This is a genomic window from Qipengyuania sp. RANM35 (assembly GCF_041021145.2).
GTDB lineage: Bacteria > Pseudomonadota > Alphaproteobacteria > Sphingomonadales > Sphingomonadaceae > Qipengyuania > Qipengyuania soli.
On the sequence record NZ_CM196433.1, the window covers coordinates 2,444,097 to 2,461,202 of the forward strand.

A 17,106-nucleotide genomic window follows, 5' to 3' on the forward strand; every position below is an offset into this window, starting at 1 on the left:
GGGTTACTTTTGACCATGATGATCGACTTGCTGGCCGCCGCGAGCGGTTCATTCGACGTGGAAGCCGCAACACGCGCCTACCTCGACACTCTGCAGGGTCCCGCGCGGGCGCAGTCCGATGCCTATTTCGAGGGCGGCTACTGGCTGATCCTGTGGGGCACGCTGGTCGGCATCCTTGCCGACTGGCTCCTACTGCGCTTCCGCCTCGCGGCCAAGTTCCGCGATATCGGCGAGCGGCTGAGCAAGCGGCGCTGGGTGGTCACCGGCGTCACCGCGCTGCTCTACACTCTGGTGGCAACGATCATAGTGCTACCGTGGACGATCTACACCGGCTTCTTTCGCGAAAAGCAGTACGGCCTGCTCGACCAGGGTTTCGGCGCGTGGGGCGGCGAGCAGCTGATGAACCTGGGCATCGAACTCCTTATCGCGCCCCTGCTGGTCATCGCGATCTACGCGCTCATCCGCCGCGCCCCGCGCAGTTGGTGGCTATGGGCGACGGGCGTGATCGGTGCCTTCATGATGGTCGGCATGGTGCTTGGCCCGGTGTTCATCGCACCGCTGTTCAACGACTACACCGAGATGCAGCCCGGGCCGCTGCGCGACAGGATCGAAGCGGTCGCGGCGAAATACGACATTCCGGCCGAGCACATCTATGTCTTCGACCAGTCGAAGCAGCACAAGCGCATTTCCGCCAATGTCTCCGGCCTTGGTCCGACGATCCGCATCTCGCTCAACGACAACCTGCTCGAGCGCACCAGCGAGCCTGAAATCCTCGCCGTGATGGGTCACGAGATGGGGCACTACAAGCTCAACCACGTGTGGTGGATCGTCGGCATCTATCTCGCGATCTTTGCGGCAGGCCTGTTCATTGCCAGCCGCGTGGCACCGATGCTGATCGCGCGTCATGGCGAGCGCTGGGGCGTTCGCGACATTGCCGATCCGGCGTCGCTCCCGATCCTTGCGATCTGTTTTTCCGCATGGATGTTCCTGATGACCCCGGCGACCAACTCGCTGGTTCGCATCGCGGAGAGCAAGGCCGATGCCTTCGGTCTCGAGGCGGCGCAGGAGCCGGACGGTTTCGCCAAGGTCGCGATGCGCCTGTCCGAGTACCGCAAGATCGAACCCGGTCCGCTGGAGGAAGTCCTGTTCTTCGACCATCCGAGTGGCGCAACCCGCGTGCGCATGGCGATGGAGTGGAAGGCGCAGCACGTGAAGGATCCGCAGATCGTCGTTCCCGAAGAGGGCTACCTCGACATCGAATGATGCGGCTCTTCGTCTTCGGCCTCGGCTACACCGCCTCGCGCATTGCCACGGCGATGCGCGAGTGTGGCTGGAGCGTCGATGCGACGGGCAGCGCGGGGAACATCGACTTCGACGACGAAGACGCGGTCCTGGCGGCGCTTTCCGGCGTCAGCCATGTGCTGAGTTCCGTCCCGCCATCGGCTGACAGCGACCCTGTCCTCGACCGCTACGGAAGGGCGCTGGAAGGCAAGTGGCTCGGCTACCTCTCGTCCACCGGCGTCTACGGCGATGCTCGCGGCGCATGGGTGGACGAAGCTTCGCCAACCGGAACCGGCCGCAGGACCGCACGTGCCGAATGCGACGCGCGCTGGCTCGATGCTAGGGCGCGCGTGTTTCGCCTGCCCGGCATCTATGGTCCGGGTCGAAGCGCGCTCGACCGCGTGCGTGAAGGCAAGGCGCACCGTATCGACGTGCCGGGGCAGGTCTTCAGCCGGGTGCACGTCGACGACATCGTCTCCTGCGTCCTCGCGGCAATCGAGGGCGATGCGGCGGTGGGCGCCTACAATCTCGCGGACGACCTGCCGACCAGCCAGAACGCAGTTATCGAGGAGGCCTGCCGCCTCCTCGGCATGACGCCGCCGCCCTTGCAGACGATGGACGAAGCCGACCTCTCGCCCATGGCGCGCGGCTTCTATGCCGAGAACCGACGGGTGGCGAACGGCAAGGCGAAGCGGGCGCTCGGATGGCGGCCTCGATTTGCGACCTACCGCGAGGGCCTGACCGAAATCATGGCTCGGGAGTAGCGCGGCGCGGCGGCGGATTGCGTGTGCGCATCGCCACCACCATGCCGATCACGGTGATGACCGCACCTGCAATCGGCAGCGGGCCCCAGATGAAGCCTTCGAACATGGTCGACAGGATCATCGCCACCACCGGCACCACCACCGATGAATAGGCAGCCTTCCCAGCGCCGACCTTGCGCACGAGGCCGTAGTAGAGCGGGAAGGTCACCACCGATCCGGCAATGCCGAGGTAGAGAATGCCGAGACCGTAGGCCGGGCGCGGGTCGAATTGCGGCGGACCTTCGGTCAGCAATGCGAAGACGGCATTGATCGCAACTCCGCAAAGCATCGACCATGCGAGCAAGGTGAGCAGCGGCTGGCGCTTCGCCCCTTCGGTCGCCTGGAGAATGTTGGCCGTGCTCGCAGATAATATGCCGCCGACACACAATGCGGCACCGGTCAGCACCTCACCCAGCGTTGCCGGTGATGCGCGATATTCCTGCGCGAAGAGCATGGCGACGCCGACCGCAGCGATGCTCGATCCGATGACGAATTCACGCCGGATCGGCTGGCCAAGGAAGATGCGGCCCAGCACTGCGTTTGGCACCACCAGCAGCGCGAAGATCACCGCGACCAGACCCGAGGTGACGTACCCTTCGGCGCGGTAGACGAAGCCGAAATTCATCGAGAACTGGAAGATGCCGAGCGCGACCACGAAGGGCCAGCCACCGGGAGCGAGACGGAAGGGTTCGCCGCGCACGCGGGCGAGGAGGAACATGCCCGCAGATGCCACGATGAAGCGGTAGGCAATCGACCAGCCCGGCGGGACGGAGGAAATCTGGTCGCGGATCACGAGCCAGGTGCCGCCCCATATGAAGCTCACCAGCAGGAAAGCGCCGAGGTTTCTGGGGGCGAGCAGGCTCTCGCCGTCGGGACTGGCGCTCATAGGTTGCCGATCGCAGCGGAAAGCGCGCGGGCATGGTCCTCGCGCGTGTTCCAGGCGGTTACGAAGCGGGCCGCATCATCGCCCCAGTCGTAAAAGCCGAAGCCCTGCGCGCGCAGTGTCTCACGCTCGGTGGGCGTACAGCGGACGAAGAGTTCGTTGGCCTCGACCGGGTGCATCAGGCGCTCGCCACAGGCGCTGGCAATCTCCGCCGCGGCGGCGTTAGCTGCGCGGGCATTGGCGAGCCACAGGTCACCGTCGAGCATGGCGTGGATTTGCGCCGCGAGATAGCGACCCTTTGATTGCAGGTGCCCGGCCCGCTTGCGCCGATAACGCGCGACATCGGCCAGAGCGATGTCGAAGAAAACGATCGCTTCGGCGCTCATCCCGCCATTCTTGACGAAGCCGAAGCTCAGTGCGTCGACCGGTCCCGCAGCTTCAGCGGCCGAACAGCCCAGGAAGGCCACCGCATTGCCGAAACGCGCGCCGTCCATGTGGAGGCCCAGCCCGCGCGCCTTGCCGATTTCGGCAATGGCGACGACTTCTTCCGGCCGGTAGCTGCGCCCGTATTCGCTCGCCTGGGTGATCGAGATCGCGTGCGGCTGCACCTGGTGGACGTCATCGCGGATGGGGTCGATGACTGCGCGGATCGCTTGCGGAGTGAGCTTCGCTCCCTCGCCTTCGGCCAGCAGCAGCTTGGCGCCGTGGAGGTAGAATCCGGGTGCCCCGCCCTCGTCCATCTCGATATGCGCCTCGCGGTGGCAGACCACGCCGCCGTGCGGTTGCACCATGGTCGCGAGCGCGAGGCAGTTGGCCGCGGTCCCCGTTGCCACCCACAGCACCGCGCAGTCACGCCCGAATAGTGCGGACATGCGTTCGTCGAGACCCGCGCTGATCGCATCGCCGTCATAGGGAGAATCGGGCGCGTCTGCTGCGCGCATGGCGTCCCACAAGGCGGGATGGACGGTGGCGGCGTTGTCGGACAGAAACAGCATGGAACGCGCATAACGGGGCGTGCATTTGTTGCACAGAAAGGATTTCTGCATGAGCGACAGCACCGAGATTACCGTCGAGCGCAAGGAACACGGCAGCAGGGGCGCCTACGTTATCCACCTGCCCGGGGTAGAGCACCAGGCCAAGCTGACCTGGGTGGAGCGCGACGGAGTGCGTCACGCGGATCACACCTACGTTCCCGACGAGATGCGCGGCCAGGGCATTGCCGGTAAGCTCGTCGACGCGCTGGTCGCCGACGCGCGCGAGCAGGGCTTCAAGATCGCTCCCGAATGCTCCTATGTCGTGGCCGCGTTCAAGCGCCACCCAGAGTGGGCAGACCTACGCGCCTGACAGGATCTCCGGGGAGGCTCCCTCCGACAGTTCGGAAAAATCGGTCGTGGCGATGCTGGCGAGAATGACCCTGCGCCATTCGCGGGCATGGTCGACGTCGACCGCCTCGATCGCGAAGTGGCCGCCGGCGAGTCCGAGCGAGAGTTTCGCATAGCCGCGCCTTCGCGCGATCGGCCCCTGCACGATTTCCACCGATTGCAGCTTCGTCCGCGAACCGATGGTGAGTTTCGGCGCCAGCCAACCATGCCGCGAATAGAGATATCGCCCGGTCATTGCGTGACGGTCGAACCGGTGGAGGTAGTATTGGCGCACGGCCGAAAAGACCCCGGCCCCGAGCGGCAGCAAGGCTGCCCATTGCCATGGGGAAAACATCGCTACCGGAATGGCCACAAGGCCCAGGATGGCGAAATCGAGCACGGCGGCATCGAAGCTGGCCTTCGCACTGCGGCCTGCCCACTGGAGGCTTTCGCCCGGCAATGCGAAGCCGGTCGTTTCCACGATCGGCGCGATTTCCTCCATCTGCGCGAAGGGCGCCGCCTCGTGGTTGGCCGAGGCGCTGTCGCTGGCGAGGCTGACGACGCCCAGAGCGTGCCAGCCGAAGAGACGCCGGATGAAACCCGTCTTCACCGTCAGCGCCTGCACGCGGTGAACCGGCATAACCACATCGGTGCGGGTGAACATGCCACGGCGACGGCGCAGGCCCTTGGCGGTCCGCTCGAGCCGGAAGCCCCATTCACGCAGGGCCGTCCGCGTGACGCCGGTAACAGTGCCGACCAGGAGGAGGGAGATGGTTGCTGCGATCGCCGCAAGGGCTTGCGCCGCGAAGCCCAGCTCGGCGAGCCAGTGGCCCGGTCCCGAGAGCGCATTGCGCCATGCGCGCACATCCCAGATCTCGAAGGGCAGGAGGAAGTCGAACTGCTGCGCGGCACCGAAAACCACTGCCACCACGGCCAAAGAGAATTCGAACAGGCCGAAGGTCAGCACCCGCTTCGGCGACATTGCGAAGAGCAGTTCGGTGGGTTCTTCGACCTGCTCCGCCTCGGCATCGACAAGCGCGGCCCCGCCATCGCGGCGCGCGCGTACCAGCTCACGCAGGCGCTCGCCCTCGGTCTCGCTGAGGTAGGCGAGCTTGAGGTCGTCGCCTCCGCTTGCCCCGGTTTCGAACTTGACCTCGGTCAGGCCGAATAGGCGTGGGATGAATTTCTGCTCGAGGCTGACGTCCTGGATGCGTTCGTAAGGAACCGAGCGCGCTGTTCGCGACAGCAGCCCGCTCTCGACCCTGATGTCGCTCTCGCGAACGGCATAGGTGAGGCGGGTCCAGCGCAGATAGGCGATCGCAAAATTGGCGCCTACCACCGTCACGACGATGGGCAGGAAATAGAGCGCCCAGTCGCCGACGTCGCCCTTGTCGAAGATCGTCGCCGAAGCAAAGGCGATCGGCACCACCAGCTGGGTGAGCATGGTCGCGGCCTTCACCGCGAAGGTGCGCGGATCGGTCCGCATGGGCTGGTCGGTGGAAACGTCCCTCACTGCGTGTCGCGCCGGATCGCCGAACGGATGTCCTCGCGCATGGCCATCGCATCCCCGCGTGCGAGACCTGGCAACGAGACCGAGGCGTTGTGGGTCCCTGCCGTGTGCACGGTCAGCGTGGCGAGATGGAAGGCGCGTTCGAGCGGTCCCTGATTGACGTCAATGTGCTGCACCCGGCCGAACGGCACCACGGTGTCGCTGCGGAACAGGATCCCGCGGACCACCCGCAGGCGCTCCTCCTCGATCGAATAACCGCGCGCGGCATAACGGCGCATCGGCATGCGGACGAGCAGCCATGCGGCGAAGAGGCCCGCCGGCACCCAGACGTAGCCTGTGTACCCGGGTATCGCGATCTCGGCGATCGTCGCACCGGCAAGCAACACGAGAGCGACGATGGAGAACTGGACCCGCAGCATGCGTGCATATGCCGGATCGAGCGGGGTAAGAGAGGTTTCGTCCATGCGTTATAGCTAGGCAATACAGTGGCACGATTCAATCTGGATTCGCCCCTGCCCTGCGCTATGCCTTGTGGCGGAGAAGGAGAACGCCATGGACGTATCGAAGCTGATGTTCCGCGAAGGGCTGATGGACGGGGAGCGGATCCTCGTTACCGGCGGAGGCACTGGCCTCGGCCGCGAGATGGCCGAGGCCTTCGTCAAGCTGGGTGCGGAAGTCCACATCTGCGGACGGCGCCAGGGCAAGCTCGACGAGACCGCCGAGGAACTGATGGCGGCCCATGGCGGCAAGGTCGTCGGCCATGCCTGCGACATTCGCGATGCGGGCGCGATCCACGAGATGATCGACAACGTCTGGGCCCACGGTCCGCTGACCGGCGTGGTCAACAATGCGGCAGGCAACTTCATCAGCCGGACCGAGGATCTGTCGGTCAACGGCTTCAACGCCATCAGCGACATCGTTTTTCGCGGCACGTTCTACGTTACGCTCGACGTCGGAAAGCGGCTGATTGCGGAGAAGCGGCGGGCGAGTTTCCTTTCGATCCTCACGACATGGGTGTGGAACGGCAGCGCCTTCGTCGTTCCCTCGGCCATGAGCAAGGCAGGCATCAATGCGATGACACAGAGCCTTGCTGTCGAATGGGGCCGCTACGGCATGCGGTTCAACGCGATCGCGCCGGGCCTCTTTCCGACCAAGGGCATGAGCGCGCGGCTGTCACCAGGCGGGCGCGGCGGCAATTCCAACGATGCGATGAACCCAACCGGACGGCACGGCGAGATGCACGAGCTCGCCAACCTCGCCGTGTTCCTAATGGGGCCGGGCGCGGAATGGGTGAACGGCCAGACCATCGCCATCGACGGCGCAGGTTACCAGGCCAATGGCGGGACCTTCTGGGGCGCGCTCCATAACCTTGGCGACGAAGAATGGGCGGCCATGCGCGAGATGATCAAGGGCACGAATGAGGCGGACAAGGCCCAAAGAACTACTTAGCAGGTCAACTTGGGAACCGGGGCGGCGGAGCCCCGGCAAGGGCGACCGCCCGCCCGCAGCGGGCGCAGCTTGCTGCGCATCTAGCGAGGAGGCTCGCCCGGAGGCGCGAGCGCAAAACTAGGAGGGAATAACCGCAACCGCGCTGGCGCCGTCACCTTCGGGGGCGGCGATGATGTCGCGGGTCACTGAACCCTTGGCCACGGTGGCGGTCTGCGGGTCACCCACGGCGCTGCGAATGCCGGGCACCGCAGTGCCAGCGCGGTCGAGCACGCTGGTTTCCACGCTGCTGCGCGGGGCCGGACCGCCGAACAGGGCATCGAGCGCCTGCTCCGACGCAGTGCCTTCGGACGGGCGCGGCGATCCGGGTGCGGGCGGAACGAGGTTGAAGTCGGGCGGGACCACCAGCGGCGCCTGGCGCTGCACGGCGAACTCGTCCGGACGGTCGCGGTTGAGAAAGCCGCCGCTGCCGCAGGCCGCGGTCATGGCGCCGAGCCCGGCGACGATTGCGATACGGGCGAATTTGGTCATCAGCTGTTCTCCGCGGCGCCGGGCGCCTGAGTGATTGTAATCTCTTCGGCGTCCTTCTCGCGCATGAAGAAGGCGCGCGCAAGGACGATGAGGACGCCGATGGTGATAGCTGCATCGGCGACGTTGAAGATGAGGAACGGGCGCCACTCGCCAAAGTGCAGGTCGGCGAAATCGACGACGTAGCCGAGCTCGTAGCGGTCCTTGATATTGCCCAGCGCCCCGCCGAGAATCAGTGCGAGGGCGAGGATGTCACCCATCAGCTTCTCACGCATCATCCAGACCGTGACGACGAGGGCGATGAGCCCGGTGACCAGCACCAGCATCCAGCGCATTTCGGGACTGTTGGCCTCGAACATGCCGAGGGAGACACCGAAGTTGCGGGTGAAGCGCAGGTCGAAGAAGGGAAGGATTTCCTGCGCCTTGCCGATCTCGTTGATGCCAAGGGGGACGGTCACCGCCCACTTTGTCCACTGGTCGACGGCGAAGATCGCCAGCGCGAGGACGCAGCCGATCAGGCGATTGCGGATGAGCGGGGTCATTGCGCGGCATCCATTTGGGCGACAACCGGCTCGCAGCGGTCACACAGGTCGCCGTCCTCGGCGACGCTGGGCAGGTGGCGCCAGCAGCGCCCGCATTTCGCTTCGGAGGTCCGGGTGACTGTCACCGCATCGCTATCGCCGCGCGTGACTGACGCAGTGATGAACAGTTCGGCGAGCTCTTCGTCGGAAAAGCCTTCCGGCACCGCGCTGGCAGGCACGACGACATCGGCCTCCAGACCTGAGCGGATGACCTTGTCGCGGCGCAGCGGCTCGATCGCTTCGGTGACCTTTTCTCGAAGAGCGCGCAGCTGGGTCCACTTGGCACCGTCGGCAGTGACGCCGGGAACGGCGGGCCATTCGAGCAGGTGGACGCTGCCACCATCGGGATAGCGGCTCTGCCACACCTCTTCGGCGGTGAAGACCAGCACCGGCGCGGCCCAGCGCACCAGCGCGTGGAACAGCAGGTCGAGCACGGTGCGATAGGCGTTGCGCTTGGTGCTGTCCGGCCCGTCGCAATAGAGGCTGTCCTTGCGGATATCGAAGTAGAAGGCCGAGAGGTCCTCGTTCACGAAATCCGACAGGAGCCGCGTGTAGGTGTTGAAGTCGTAGTCATCGACCGCCTTGCGCAGCTTGCCGTCGAGATCGGCGAGCAGCGCGAGGACGTAGCGTTCCAGCTCGGGAATCTCGCCCGCATCGCCCATGTCGCCGATGAAGCCGTCGAGCGCACCGAGCAGGTAGCGGAAGGTATTGCGCAGCTTGCGGTACTGGTCGGCAACGCCTTTGAGGATTTCATCGCCGATACGGTGGTCCTCGGTGAAGTCGACCGAGAGCGCCCACAGGCGGATGATGTCCGCGCCATAGGTCTCCATGACCTTGATCGGGTCGACCGTGTTGCCGAGGCTCTTCGACATCTTGCGCCCGTCGCTGGCCATGGTGAAGCCATGCGTGAGGATCTGGTCGAAGGGCGCGCGGCCGCGGGTGACGCAGCTTTCGAGCAGGCTCGACTGGAACCAGCCGCGATGCTGGTCGGACCCTTCGAGATAGAGGTCGGCGGGCCACTGCAGTTCGGGCCAGCGGCCGCTTTCGAGCGTGAAGGCGTGGGTACAGCCCGAATCGAACCACACGTCGAGAATGTCGGTGACCATCTCGAACTCGGCCGGGTCGTAAGCTTCGCCGAGGAACGCCGCCTTGTTGGCCTCGCTCCAGGCATCCATGCCGTGCTCACCCACCGCCGCGACGATGCGCGCGTTGACTTGCGCGTCCTGCAGGTAAGTGCCGTCGTGACGGACGAAGAGCGTGATCGGCACGCCCCAGGCGCGCTGGCGGGAAAGCACCCAGTCGGGGCGGCCCGCGACCATCGAGCCGAGGCGGTTGCGGCCCTTTTCGGGCACGAAGCGGGTATCGGCGATGGCCTGCATGGCCCGTTCGCGCAGCGTGCCGCCGCCCGCGAGTTCCTTGTCCATCGGCACGAACCACTGTGGGGTGCAGCGGAAAATGACCTTGGCCTTGGACCGCCAGCTGTGCGGGTAGGAGTGCTGGTAATCCTCGCTCGCGGCGAGCAGCGCGCCCGCCTCGCGCAGGTCCGAACAGATCGGGCCTTCGGGCGAATTGAACGGCTTGTTGATGACGCTGCGGCGGCGATCGTCATCAGCGCCCAGCCATTCCCAGTCGTCGCGATAGCGGCCGTCGTTCATCACCGCGAATTGCGGACCGATGCCGTGCGCCTTGCACAGCTCGAAATCGTCCTCGCCATGGTCGGGTGCCATGTGGACAAGGCCCGTGCCGCTGTCGGTGGTGACGAAATCGCCCGGCAGGAAGGGGCGCGGCCTGGCGTAGAACCCGCCGAGATGGTGCATCGGGTGGCGGGCCACGGTTCCGGCGAGGTCGGAGCCTTTGCCGCGCCACAGAACTTCGAACTCATCGAAACCAAGCCTGACCCGAACCTGGTCAATTAGGCTGGAAGCCAACAAGAGCCTCTTGTCCAATACATGAGCGCCAGCGTCATAGCTCCCGCTTTCGGACAGTCGGCCGGAATAGGCAGGAGCAATAAGCTGATAATCAATCTCAGGCCCGTACGCGATCGCCTGATTGACAGGAATCGTCCAAGGGGTGGTCGTCCAGATGACAGCGTGATCGCCCTCTAAATCTGCGATCTGACTTTCCACGATCTCGAACGCCACGTCGATCTGGGTCGAGACGATGTCCTCGTATTCGACCTCGGCCTCGGCCAGCGCGGTTTCCTCGACCGGGCTCCACATCACCGGCTTCGACCCGCGATAGAGCACGCCCGCTTCGGCCAGCTTCATCAGCTCGGCGACGATGATCGCCTCGCTTTCCTTCTGCATGGTGAGGTAGGGGCGGTCCCAGTCCGCCATCACGCCGAGGCGTTTCAGCTGCTCGCGCTGCACGTCGACCCAGTGCTGGGCATAGGCGCGGCATTCCTCGCGGAAGGCGAAGACTGCGGCCTCGTCACGGCCATTGCCTGCAAGGACCGGCTTTTCCTTCTTGTCCTTGCGGTACTGTTCCTCGACCTTCCATTCGATCGGCAGGCCATGGCAGTCCCAGCCCGGAACATAGGGCGCGTCCTTGCCGAGGAGGTTCTGCGTGCGGCAGACCATGTCCTTCAGCGTATGGTTCAGCGCATGGCCGATATGCATGTCGCCATTGGCGTAGGGCGGGCCGTCGTGGAAGATGAACTTCTCGCGGCCCGCGCGGCTTTCGCGCAGCTGGCGATAGAGTCCTTTGGATTCCCACTGCGCGGCAATGCCCGGCTCCTTCGCAGGGAGGCCGGCCTTCATGGGGAATTCGGTCTTGGGCAGGAAGACCGTGTCTCTGTAATCGCGCTTTTCAGACATAGAGGCGAGCCGTTAGGGGATTTGGGGCTGGCTTTAAAGCGTCAATCGCCGCGCCGCGCCCGGCGGCGTGCGAGCCCGTCATGGATCGCGTCGATCTCTTCCTGCGAGCGGTCGTCGAAGCGCTGGATGAGCGCGGGGATCACGGCGAGCGAATCCTCGACCCAGGCATAGCCGTTGAAGCTCGCCGGGATCTCGCCCAGCTGCTCGGGCAGGTCGAGCCCGCGCGGACGGCCCTCGCCCAGCGGCCCGACCACGACGATGCGCGCGCCATGCGCCTCGGCCCGCGCGATCATGCGGTTGGGCCAGCCCCAGAATAGGAACTGCTTGTCGAGCGGGATCATCAGCGTGCCGTCCTCGCAGGAAGAGGGGAACCAGCCGCTCCAGCCGTAGAGGACATAGTCCTTGGTGCACTGCTTGGCTTCCTCGTTGCTGAAGGCCCATGTGCCGGGCAGCAGCTTGCGGATGCGGTCGACGGGGCCCTGTCCGCCATAGAAGGCATCGCCGCGGTCACCGGTATTGCGTCCGGCGGCCCTGACTGCCGCGAACAGCATGTCGGCCTCGCGCGGGTCCTTCGACTTGAAATTGTAGATCAGCGAGGCGCGGCCCGAAGCCGCCATCGCCTCCTCGATCGTCGGGATTGCGCCCACGTGCTTCCCGCGGAAGGGGAAGGTCTTGCCGCCGTCTGCAGTGTATCCGTAACCCGCATCGAGCGCCTTCAGTTCGGCCATGGTCGCGTCGCGCGTTTCGCCCTTGCCCTCGGTACGGCAGTCAAGCGTCCAATCATGGAACACCGCAAGTTGCCCGTCCTTCGTCGGGGCAATGTCGATCTCGACCAGGGTCGCACCCAGCTTGGCCGCACGGGCGATCGAGGGCACCGTGTTTTCCAGATAGCCATGCACCGGCTGCTCGATCCGCGTCGCCGTGCAATCGTCGCGACCGAGGCCGGTCTTGTCATATTGCTGGTAAAGCCCGCGATGCGCGATCAGCTTGACCGCGCCCTTGGGTGTCGGGGCCAGCCAGCTCGCGTTGACGATTGTCAGGACGAGGAACAGGAGCGCCCCGACAAAGCCGAGGCGCTTGAGCCAGATTTTCATGCAAGCAGCTCTTTCGCCCGGGCGCAGTCGCGGTCCATCTGTTCGATCAGCGCGTCGAGGCTGTCGAACTTGGCCTCGCCGCGCAGGAAGTAGTGGAAGGCCACCTCGATTTCCTGTCCGTAGAGGTCACCCGAAAAGTCGAAGAAATAAGGTTCGAGCAATTCCTTGGGCGGGTCGAATTGCGGGCGGATGCCGATATTGGCAGCGCCTTTCAGGACTTGCCCGGTGGTCAGGATGCGCCCGGTGACCGCGTAGATGCCGTATTTCGGACGCAGGTACTGTTCGACGGGCAAATTGGCGGTGGGATAGCCGATCTCGCGCCCGCGCTTGTCGCCGTGCTGGACGACGCCGCGAATGGCGAAGGGGCGGGTGAGCAGGCGCGCTGCCTCCTGCGGGTATCCGTCACGCAGGGCGTCGCGCACGCGGCTGGAGGACACGGGCTCGCCACCGTCGAGCACCGGCGGGACGGCGCGGGCCTCGATGCCCACTTCCTTGCCCAGACTGACCAGTCGTTCGAAATTGCCGCCGCGCGCTTTGCCGAAGGTGAAGTCCTCACCCGTCACAACCCCTGCCACGCCGAGATGTTCGGCCAATAGCACTTTCACGAAATCTTCCGCCGTGGTCCCGGCGAGCTCGCCGTCGAAGTGGAACACCAGCATCGCGGTCGCCCCGGCGGCAAGGTAGAGTTCCTGCCGCTGTTCGAGAGTTGTAAGGCGGAAGGGTTCGGCATCGGGCTTGAAATGGCGCACCGGATGCGGGTCGAAAGTGGCGATGATCGAAGGGCGGCCTTCCTCGCGCGCCCAGCGGATTGCCTCGCCCGCCACCGCCTGGTGGCCGAGGTGGAAGCCGTCGAAGTTGCCGAGCGCGATGACTGCACCGCGCAGGGACGCGGGCAAGGCTTCGCGATGATCGAGCCACCTCATTGGGGAACAAGCCCCGCGCGGATCACTCGCAGGGCATTGCCACCCATGGCGGCGCGAATCTCGCCCTCGGTGAAGCCTTCGTCCAGCAGCGCCTGCGTCACCTGCGTCAGCTGCGATGTGTCGAAGCGGACCGTGGTCGCGCCGTCATAGTCGCTGCCCAGCGCGACGTGTTCGATACCGACGAGATCGCGGATATGCTTCATCGCCTTTGCCGTAGCATGCGGATCGGTGCTGCACACCGCACCCTCCCAATAGCCGACGCCAATCACGCCGCCGGTCTTCGCGACGCCGCGAATCTCGTCGTCGGTGAGGTTGCGATTGACCTTACAGGTCGCCTGCACGCCGCCGTGGCTCGAAACTACCGGCCGCGTGGCCATGGCGAGGATGTCGGCGACGCACTGGTGGCTGCAATGGGCGATGTCGACGATCATGCCCTTTTGCTCCATCCGCCGGACGGTCTCACGCCCCATGTCGGTGAGGCCGCCCTTCTTCAGGCCATGCATCGACCCGGCAAGCTCGTTGTCGAAGAAGTGCGTCAGCCCCGCCATCCGCATTCCGGCGGCGTAGAGCTTGTCGAGGTTGTCGACGTTCCCTTCGAGGCTCTGCAGGCCCTCGGCGCTGAACAGCGCGCCGACCGGCTTGTCCTTGTCCTTGCGGGCCCGGAGCAGGCGGTCGAGGTCCTCCGGCGACCAGACTTGGTAAAGGTCAGTGCGCGAAGTCTCGACCGCGGTCTCAAGCTTCTGCGCATGCCACAGTGACCGCTCGAGCAGGCTGGTCCAGGTCCGCATCGGCTGCATCTGCACGAAGGCGAGCAGGGTGATGTTGTCGGTATCGGCGCCATTGGCGTCGTAGTTCTGGCTCTTGGGCGTCTTGGTCACGCTGGAGAAGACCTGGAGCGCGACATTGCCTTCGCGCAGGCGCGGCAGGTCCATGTGGCCGCGTCCGGCGCGTTCGAGCAGGTCGCGCTTCCACAGCAGCGTGTCGGAATGCAGGTCGACGATGTCGAGCGTGGCATGGAGCGCCTTCGCCTCGTCCGAGACCGGGATGAGAGGCTGGCCGTCGATCTTGTTCATCCCGCGCTCGACGATGCCGGGGCCGAGGATGAAGAACCCGCCCAGCGCCAAGACAAGCACGAGGCCAAGGCCGGTGAGGATCTTGCGGCGGCGGGTCATGCTGCTCTCTCCAGGGTGACAAAGCTGTAGGCTGGGCGTCCGTCGTCGGCCGGATGATCCTCGCGCGCAACTTCGGACCATTCGGGGCCGGCTTCGGGCATGTGAGTATCGCCCTCGAAATCGCCGTGGACCTCGGTCAGCTCGATGCGGTCGGCGAGCGGTTCGAACAGACGGTAGATTTCCGCGCCGCCGATCACCGAACAGTCGCTGTTCGCCACCAGATCGAGCGCTTCATTGACACTGTGGACCACCTCCGCGCCCTCCGCCTGCCAGCTCTTGCTGCGGGTCAGGACGATGTGGCGACGGCCCGGCAGCGGCTTGGGAAAGCTCTCGAACGTCTTCCTCCCCATGATCATCGGCATACCCATCGTCAGCCGCTTGAAGCGCTTCAGATCGTTGGGAATGTGCCAGGGAATTCCGCCATCCTTGCCGATCACGCCATTTGTGGCGCGGGCGTAGATCAGGAACATGCCCATGAGCGTTCCAGCCGGGTGACGTGACCCATCTTGCGCCCGTCGCGCACCTCGGCCTTGCCGTAATCGTGAAGATGCGTGTCCGGCGTCGACAGGAAGGACTGCGCCGAGGAAATTGCGTCACCGATGATATTGGTCATCTCGACCGCCTTCGCCACGGTGGAGGTATCGCCCAGCGGCAAGCCGGCCACCGCCCTGACGTGGTTTTCGAACTGGCTGGTGACTGCCCCCTCGATGGTCCAGTGACCCGAATTGTGGACGCGCGGTGCCATCTCGTTGAACACGGGACCGCCCTTCGTCGCAAAGAATTCGAGTGTCAGCACACCCACGTATTCGAGCCGGTCGGCAACCTTGCGGGCGAGAGAGCGTGCCGTTTCGACCTGTGCCGCAATGACCTCGCCTGCCGGAAGGACCGAGGTGGCGAGGATCCCGTCCACATGCGTGTTGCGGGTCGAATCCCAGAAGCGCACATCGCCATCCCGCCCGCGCACGAGGATGACCGAGAACTCGGCCTCGAATTCGACGAAGGCTTCGTAGATCAGCGGTACGTCGGGAAGGCGCAGCCCTTCGGCATCGCGCGCCGAGGCGATGCGCCACTGGCCCTTGCCGTCGTATCCGTCGCGGCGAGTCTTGAGGATGCCGGGCGCGCCCAGTCGGTCGATCGCGGCCGTGAGGTCGTCGTGCGAATCGACTTTCGAGTATGCGGCAGGCGTGCCGCCGAGATCCTCGACGAAGCGTTTCTCGGTAAGCCGGTCCTGCGCAGTTTCCAGCGCACGCGGGTGCGGAAAGATGCGGCCTGCCGGAATGGCCTGCGCCGTGGAGACGGGTACGTTCTCGAATTCCCATGTCACCGCATCGCATTGCGCCGCGAAGGCGGCGAGAGCGGCGCGGTCGTCCCATTTGTTGGAGAATACGTCATCGCACACCTGTTCTAGGACCGTGTCTCCCTCGGGCGCGAAGCCGATGCAGCGATAGCCTAGCTGGGCGGCAGCGACCGCCATCATCCGGCCGAGTTGCCCGCCGCCGAGAATGCCGATCGTGCCCCCGCGCTTCAGCATCAGCCTTCGGGACGCTCCGTCACCGCAGCGCTGCGCCGGGCACGCCAGTCCTGAAGGCGCTGCGACAGCGCGGCATCATGGTTGGCGAGGATGGCGGCGGCGAGCAGGCCCGCATTGGTCGCGCCGGCCTTGCCAATGGCGAGAGTGCCGACGGGAACGCCAGCAGGCATCTGGACGATCGAGAGCAGGCTGTCCTGACCCGAAAGCGCCTGTGACTGGACCGGCACGCCGAGCACCGGCACATGGGTGAGAGCGGCGATCATGCCAGGCAAATGAGCCGCACCGCCTGCGCCAGCGATGATGACTTCGAAGCCGACCGCAGCGGCGCCCTTGGCGAATTCGTACATACGGTCGGGGGTACGGTGGGCGGAAACGATGCGGACATCGGTTTCGACCCCCAGCTCCCCAAGCACCTCGGCGGCGCAGGTCATGGTCTCCCAGTCCGACTGGCTGCCCATCACGATTGCTACCTTGGCCGTCATGTCACGCGTCCTTGAGATAGTAGCGCTCGCCAACTGGCGTCGCGCCGTCGAAGTCGTAGACGATTGGCTGGCCGGTCGGAATCTCCAGCCCGGTGATATCCTCGTCCGAGATGTTCGATAGATGCTTTACCAGCGCACGCAGCGAATTGCCGTGGGCAGAGATGATCACGTTCTCGCCCTTGGCCAGTTGCGGCAGGATCGCTTCCTCCCAATAGGGCAGCACGCGCTCGATCGTCAGCTTGAGACTCTCGGTACGCGGGATGTCGATACCGGCATAGCGCGGATCAGAAGCGAGATCGAACTCGCTGCCCGGTTCCAGCTCGGGCGGGGGCACGTCGAAACTGCGGCGCCAGATGTGCACCTGTTCGTCGCCGTGCTTTTCACGGGTTTCCTGCTTGTTGAGGCCTGTGAGGCCGCCATAGTGGCGCTCGTTCAGGCGCCAGTCGCGGGTTACCGGGATCCACAAGCGGTCGCAGGCTTCAAGGGCGATGTTGAGTGTCTTTATCGCGCGCTTCTGGACGCTGGTGAAGGCGACCGTGGGCAGCACACCCTTGGCCTTCATCAGTTCGCCCGCGGCCTTAGCCTCGGCGACACCCTTTTCCGTAAGGTCGACGTCCCACCAGCCGGTGAAGCGGTCGGCGAGGTTCCACTCGCTCTGGCCATGGCGGACGAGGATCAGCTTGGACATGGAAACT

The 17,106-nt window shown here is 65.2% G+C and carries 18 protein-coding genes; 4 read left to right on the forward strand and 14 right to left on the reverse strand.

All coding sequences use genetic code 11. The features are described from left to right. The first annotated feature begins 15 nt into the window (after positions 1-15). Together RAM60_RS12215 and RAM60_RS12220 are read left to right on the forward strand one after the other, a co-directional pair. On the forward strand, positions 16-1,263 hold the full coding sequence (locus RAM60_RS12215; protein ID WP_369027328.1) for a M48 family metallopeptidase: 1,248 nt from the start codon (positions 16-18) through the stop codon (positions 1,261-1,263). Further along, positions 1,260-2,045 (forward strand): Rossmann-fold NAD(P)-binding domain-containing protein, encoded by a 786-nt coding sequence (locus RAM60_RS12220; protein WP_369026541.1) that lies wholly within the window; start codon positions 1,260-1,262, stop codon positions 2,043-2,045. Before RAM60_RS12215 ends, RAM60_RS12220 begins: the two co-directional genes overlap by 4 nt. On the opposite strand, the gene RAM60_RS12225 is transcribed toward RAM60_RS12220, so the two are convergent. Together RAM60_RS12225 and RAM60_RS12230 are read right to left on the reverse strand one after the other, a co-directional pair. After that, positions 2,029-2,970, reverse strand: coding sequence for a DMT family transporter (locus RAM60_RS12225; RefSeq protein ID WP_369026540.1), 942 nt, complete (start codon positions 2,968-2,970; stop codon positions 2,029-2,031). The two genes, RAM60_RS12220 and RAM60_RS12225, sit on opposite strands and share 17 nt — an antisense overlap. Further along, positions 2,967-3,962, reverse strand: coding sequence for a threonine aldolase family protein (locus tag RAM60_RS12230; RefSeq protein ID WP_369026539.1), 996 nt, complete (start codon positions 3,960-3,962; stop codon positions 2,967-2,969). Before RAM60_RS12230 ends, RAM60_RS12225 begins: the two co-directional genes overlap by 4 nt. Before the next feature lie 49 nt (positions 3,963-4,011). On the opposite strand from RAM60_RS12230, the gene RAM60_RS12235 reads away from it, so the two are divergent. Beyond that, positions 4,012-4,311 carry a GNAT family N-acetyltransferase gene (locus RAM60_RS12235; protein ID WP_369026538.1) on the forward strand — a complete coding sequence of 100 codons (300 nt, stop codon included), beginning with the start codon at positions 4,012-4,014 and terminating at the stop codon, positions 4,309-4,311. Here the strand turns inward: RAM60_RS12235 and RAM60_RS12240 are convergent. Beyond that, positions 4,300-5,841 (reverse strand): PH domain-containing protein, encoded by a 1,542-nt coding sequence (locus tag RAM60_RS12240; RefSeq protein ID WP_369026537.1) that lies wholly within the window; start codon positions 5,839-5,841, stop codon positions 4,300-4,302. The genes RAM60_RS12235 and RAM60_RS12240 overlap by 12 nt on opposite strands. Further along, positions 5,838-6,302 carry a PH domain-containing protein gene (locus RAM60_RS12245; protein ID WP_369026536.1) on the reverse strand — a complete coding sequence of 155 codons (465 nt, stop codon included), beginning with the start codon at positions 6,300-6,302 and terminating at the stop codon, positions 5,838-5,840. The genes RAM60_RS12240 and RAM60_RS12245 overlap by 4 nt, the downstream gene beginning before the upstream one ends. A gap of 88 nt (positions 6,303-6,390) precedes the next feature. Here RAM60_RS12245 and RAM60_RS12250 point away from each other — a divergent pair, with 88 nt between their 5' ends. Then, complete coding sequence (locus RAM60_RS12250; protein ID WP_369026535.1) at positions 6,391-7,287, forward strand: SDR family oxidoreductase; 897 nt, start codon at positions 6,391-6,393, stop codon at positions 7,285-7,287. Between the two features lie 117 nt (positions 7,288-7,404). Here RAM60_RS12250 and RAM60_RS12255 read toward each other — a convergent pair whose 3' ends face one another. The 10 genes from RAM60_RS12255 to gpmA are packed head-to-tail and all read right to left on the reverse strand — an operon-like array spanning position 7,405 to position 17,099. Next, complete coding sequence (locus RAM60_RS12255; protein ID WP_369026534.1) at positions 7,405-7,815, reverse strand: DUF3035 domain-containing protein; 411 nt, start codon at positions 7,813-7,815, stop codon at positions 7,405-7,407. After that, complete coding sequence (lspA, locus tag RAM60_RS12260) at positions 7,815-8,354, reverse strand: signal peptidase II (protein ID WP_369026533.1); 540 nt, start codon at positions 8,352-8,354, stop codon at positions 7,815-7,817. The genes RAM60_RS12255 and lspA overlap by 1 nt, the downstream gene beginning before the upstream one ends. Beyond that, entirely contained in the window at positions 8,351-11,209 is a 2,859-nt protein-coding gene (gene ileS, locus RAM60_RS12265) for an isoleucine--tRNA ligase (RefSeq protein ID WP_369026532.1), read from the reverse strand. Before ileS ends, lspA begins: the two co-directional genes overlap by 4 nt. A 41-nt stretch (positions 11,210-11,250) precedes the next feature. Beyond that, on the reverse strand, positions 11,251-12,303 hold the full coding sequence (locus RAM60_RS12270; RefSeq protein WP_369026531.1) for a glycerophosphodiester phosphodiesterase family protein: 1,053 nt from the start codon (positions 12,301-12,303) through the stop codon (positions 11,251-11,253). Then, positions 12,300-13,226, reverse strand: coding sequence for a bifunctional riboflavin kinase/FAD synthetase (locus tag RAM60_RS12275; protein WP_369026530.1), 927 nt, complete (start codon positions 13,224-13,226; stop codon positions 12,300-12,302). The genes RAM60_RS12270 and RAM60_RS12275 overlap by 4 nt, the downstream gene beginning before the upstream one ends. Then, the gene (locus tag RAM60_RS12280) at positions 13,223-14,398 is read right to left on the reverse strand and encodes a dipeptidase (protein ID WP_369026529.1); all 1,176 of its coding nucleotides are present in this window, start codon (positions 14,396-14,398) and stop codon (positions 13,223-13,225) included. Before RAM60_RS12280 ends, RAM60_RS12275 begins: the two co-directional genes overlap by 4 nt. After that, positions 14,395-14,868, reverse strand: coding sequence for a dihydrofolate reductase (locus tag RAM60_RS12285; RefSeq protein ID WP_510639783.1), 474 nt, complete (start codon positions 14,866-14,868; stop codon positions 14,395-14,397). Before RAM60_RS12285 ends, RAM60_RS12280 begins: the two co-directional genes overlap by 4 nt. Beyond that, complete coding sequence (locus RAM60_RS12290) at positions 14,859-15,929, reverse strand: 5-(carboxyamino)imidazole ribonucleotide synthase (RefSeq protein ID WP_369026527.1); 1,071 nt, start codon at positions 15,927-15,929, stop codon at positions 14,859-14,861. Before RAM60_RS12290 ends, RAM60_RS12285 begins: the two co-directional genes overlap by 10 nt. Then, on the reverse strand, positions 15,929-16,411 hold the full coding sequence (purE, locus tag RAM60_RS12295; protein ID WP_369026526.1) for a 5-(carboxyamino)imidazole ribonucleotide mutase: 483 nt from the start codon (positions 16,409-16,411) through the stop codon (positions 15,929-15,931). Before purE ends, RAM60_RS12290 begins: the two co-directional genes overlap by 1 nt. Before the next feature lies 1 nt (position 16,412). Further along, positions 16,413-17,099 (reverse strand): 2,3-diphosphoglycerate-dependent phosphoglycerate mutase, encoded by a 687-nt coding sequence (gene gpmA / locus RAM60_RS12300; RefSeq protein WP_369026525.1) that lies wholly within the window; start codon positions 17,097-17,099, stop codon positions 16,413-16,415. Positions 17,100-17,106 lie beyond the last annotated feature (7 nt).

Bases quoted from the DNA above. Each gene is read 5' to 3' on its own strand.
- purE (WP_369026526.1), bottom strand. From the start codon at position 16,411: ATGACGGCCAAGGTAGCAATCGTGATGGGCAGCCAGTCGGACTGGGAG.
- RAM60_RS12220 (WP_369026541.1), top strand. From the start codon at position 1,260: ATGATGCGGCTCTTCGTCTTCGGCCTCGGCTACACCGCCTCGCGCATT.
- RAM60_RS12230 (WP_369026539.1), bottom strand. From the start codon at position 3,962: ATGCTGTTTCTGTCCGACAACGCCGCCACCGTCCATCCCGCCTTGTGG.
- RAM60_RS12270 (WP_369026531.1), bottom strand. From the start codon at position 12,303: ATGAAAATCTGGCTCAAGCGCCTCGGCTTTGTCGGGGCGCTCCTGTTC.
- gpmA (WP_369026525.1), bottom strand. From the start codon at position 17,099: ATGTCCAAGCTGATCCTCGTCCGCCATGGCCAGAGCGAGTGGAACCTC.
- RAM60_RS12235 (WP_369026538.1), top strand. From the start codon at position 4,012: ATGAGCGACAGCACCGAGATTACCGTCGAGCGCAAGGAACACGGCAGC.
- ileS (WP_369026532.1), bottom strand. From the start codon at position 11,209: ATGTCTGAAAAGCGCGATTACAGAGACACGGTCTTCCTGCCCAAGACC.
- RAM60_RS12280 (WP_369026529.1), bottom strand. From the start codon at position 14,398: ATGACCCGCCGCCGCAAGATCCTCACCGGCCTTGGCCTCGTGCTTGTC.
- RAM60_RS12275 (WP_369026530.1), bottom strand. From the start codon at position 13,226: ATGAGGTGGCTCGATCATCGCGAAGCCTTGCCCGCGTCCCTGCGCGGT.
- RAM60_RS12290 (WP_369026527.1), bottom strand. From the start codon at position 15,929: ATGCTGAAGCGCGGGGGCACGATCGGCATTCTCGGCGGCGGGCAACTC.
- RAM60_RS12250 (WP_369026535.1), top strand. From the start codon at position 6,391: ATGGACGTATCGAAGCTGATGTTCCGCGAAGGGCTGATGGACGGGGAG.
- lspA (WP_369026533.1), bottom strand. From the start codon at position 8,354: ATGACCCCGCTCATCCGCAATCGCCTGATCGGCTGCGTCCTCGCGCTG.
- RAM60_RS12285 (WP_510639783.1), bottom strand. From the start codon at position 14,868: ATGTTCCTGATCTACGCCCGCGCCACAAATGGCGTGATCGGCAAGGAT.
- RAM60_RS12255 (WP_369026534.1), bottom strand. From the start codon at position 7,815: ATGACCAAATTCGCCCGTATCGCAATCGTCGCCGGGCTCGGCGCCATG.
- RAM60_RS12215 (WP_369027328.1), top strand. From the start codon at position 16: ATGATGATCGACTTGCTGGCCGCCGCGAGCGGTTCATTCGACGTGGAA.
- RAM60_RS12245 (WP_369026536.1), bottom strand. From the start codon at position 6,302: ATGGACGAAACCTCTCTTACCCCGCTCGATCCGGCATATGCACGCATG.
- RAM60_RS12225 (WP_369026540.1), bottom strand. From the start codon at position 2,970: ATGAGCGCCAGTCCCGACGGCGAGAGCCTGCTCGCCCCCAGAAACCTC.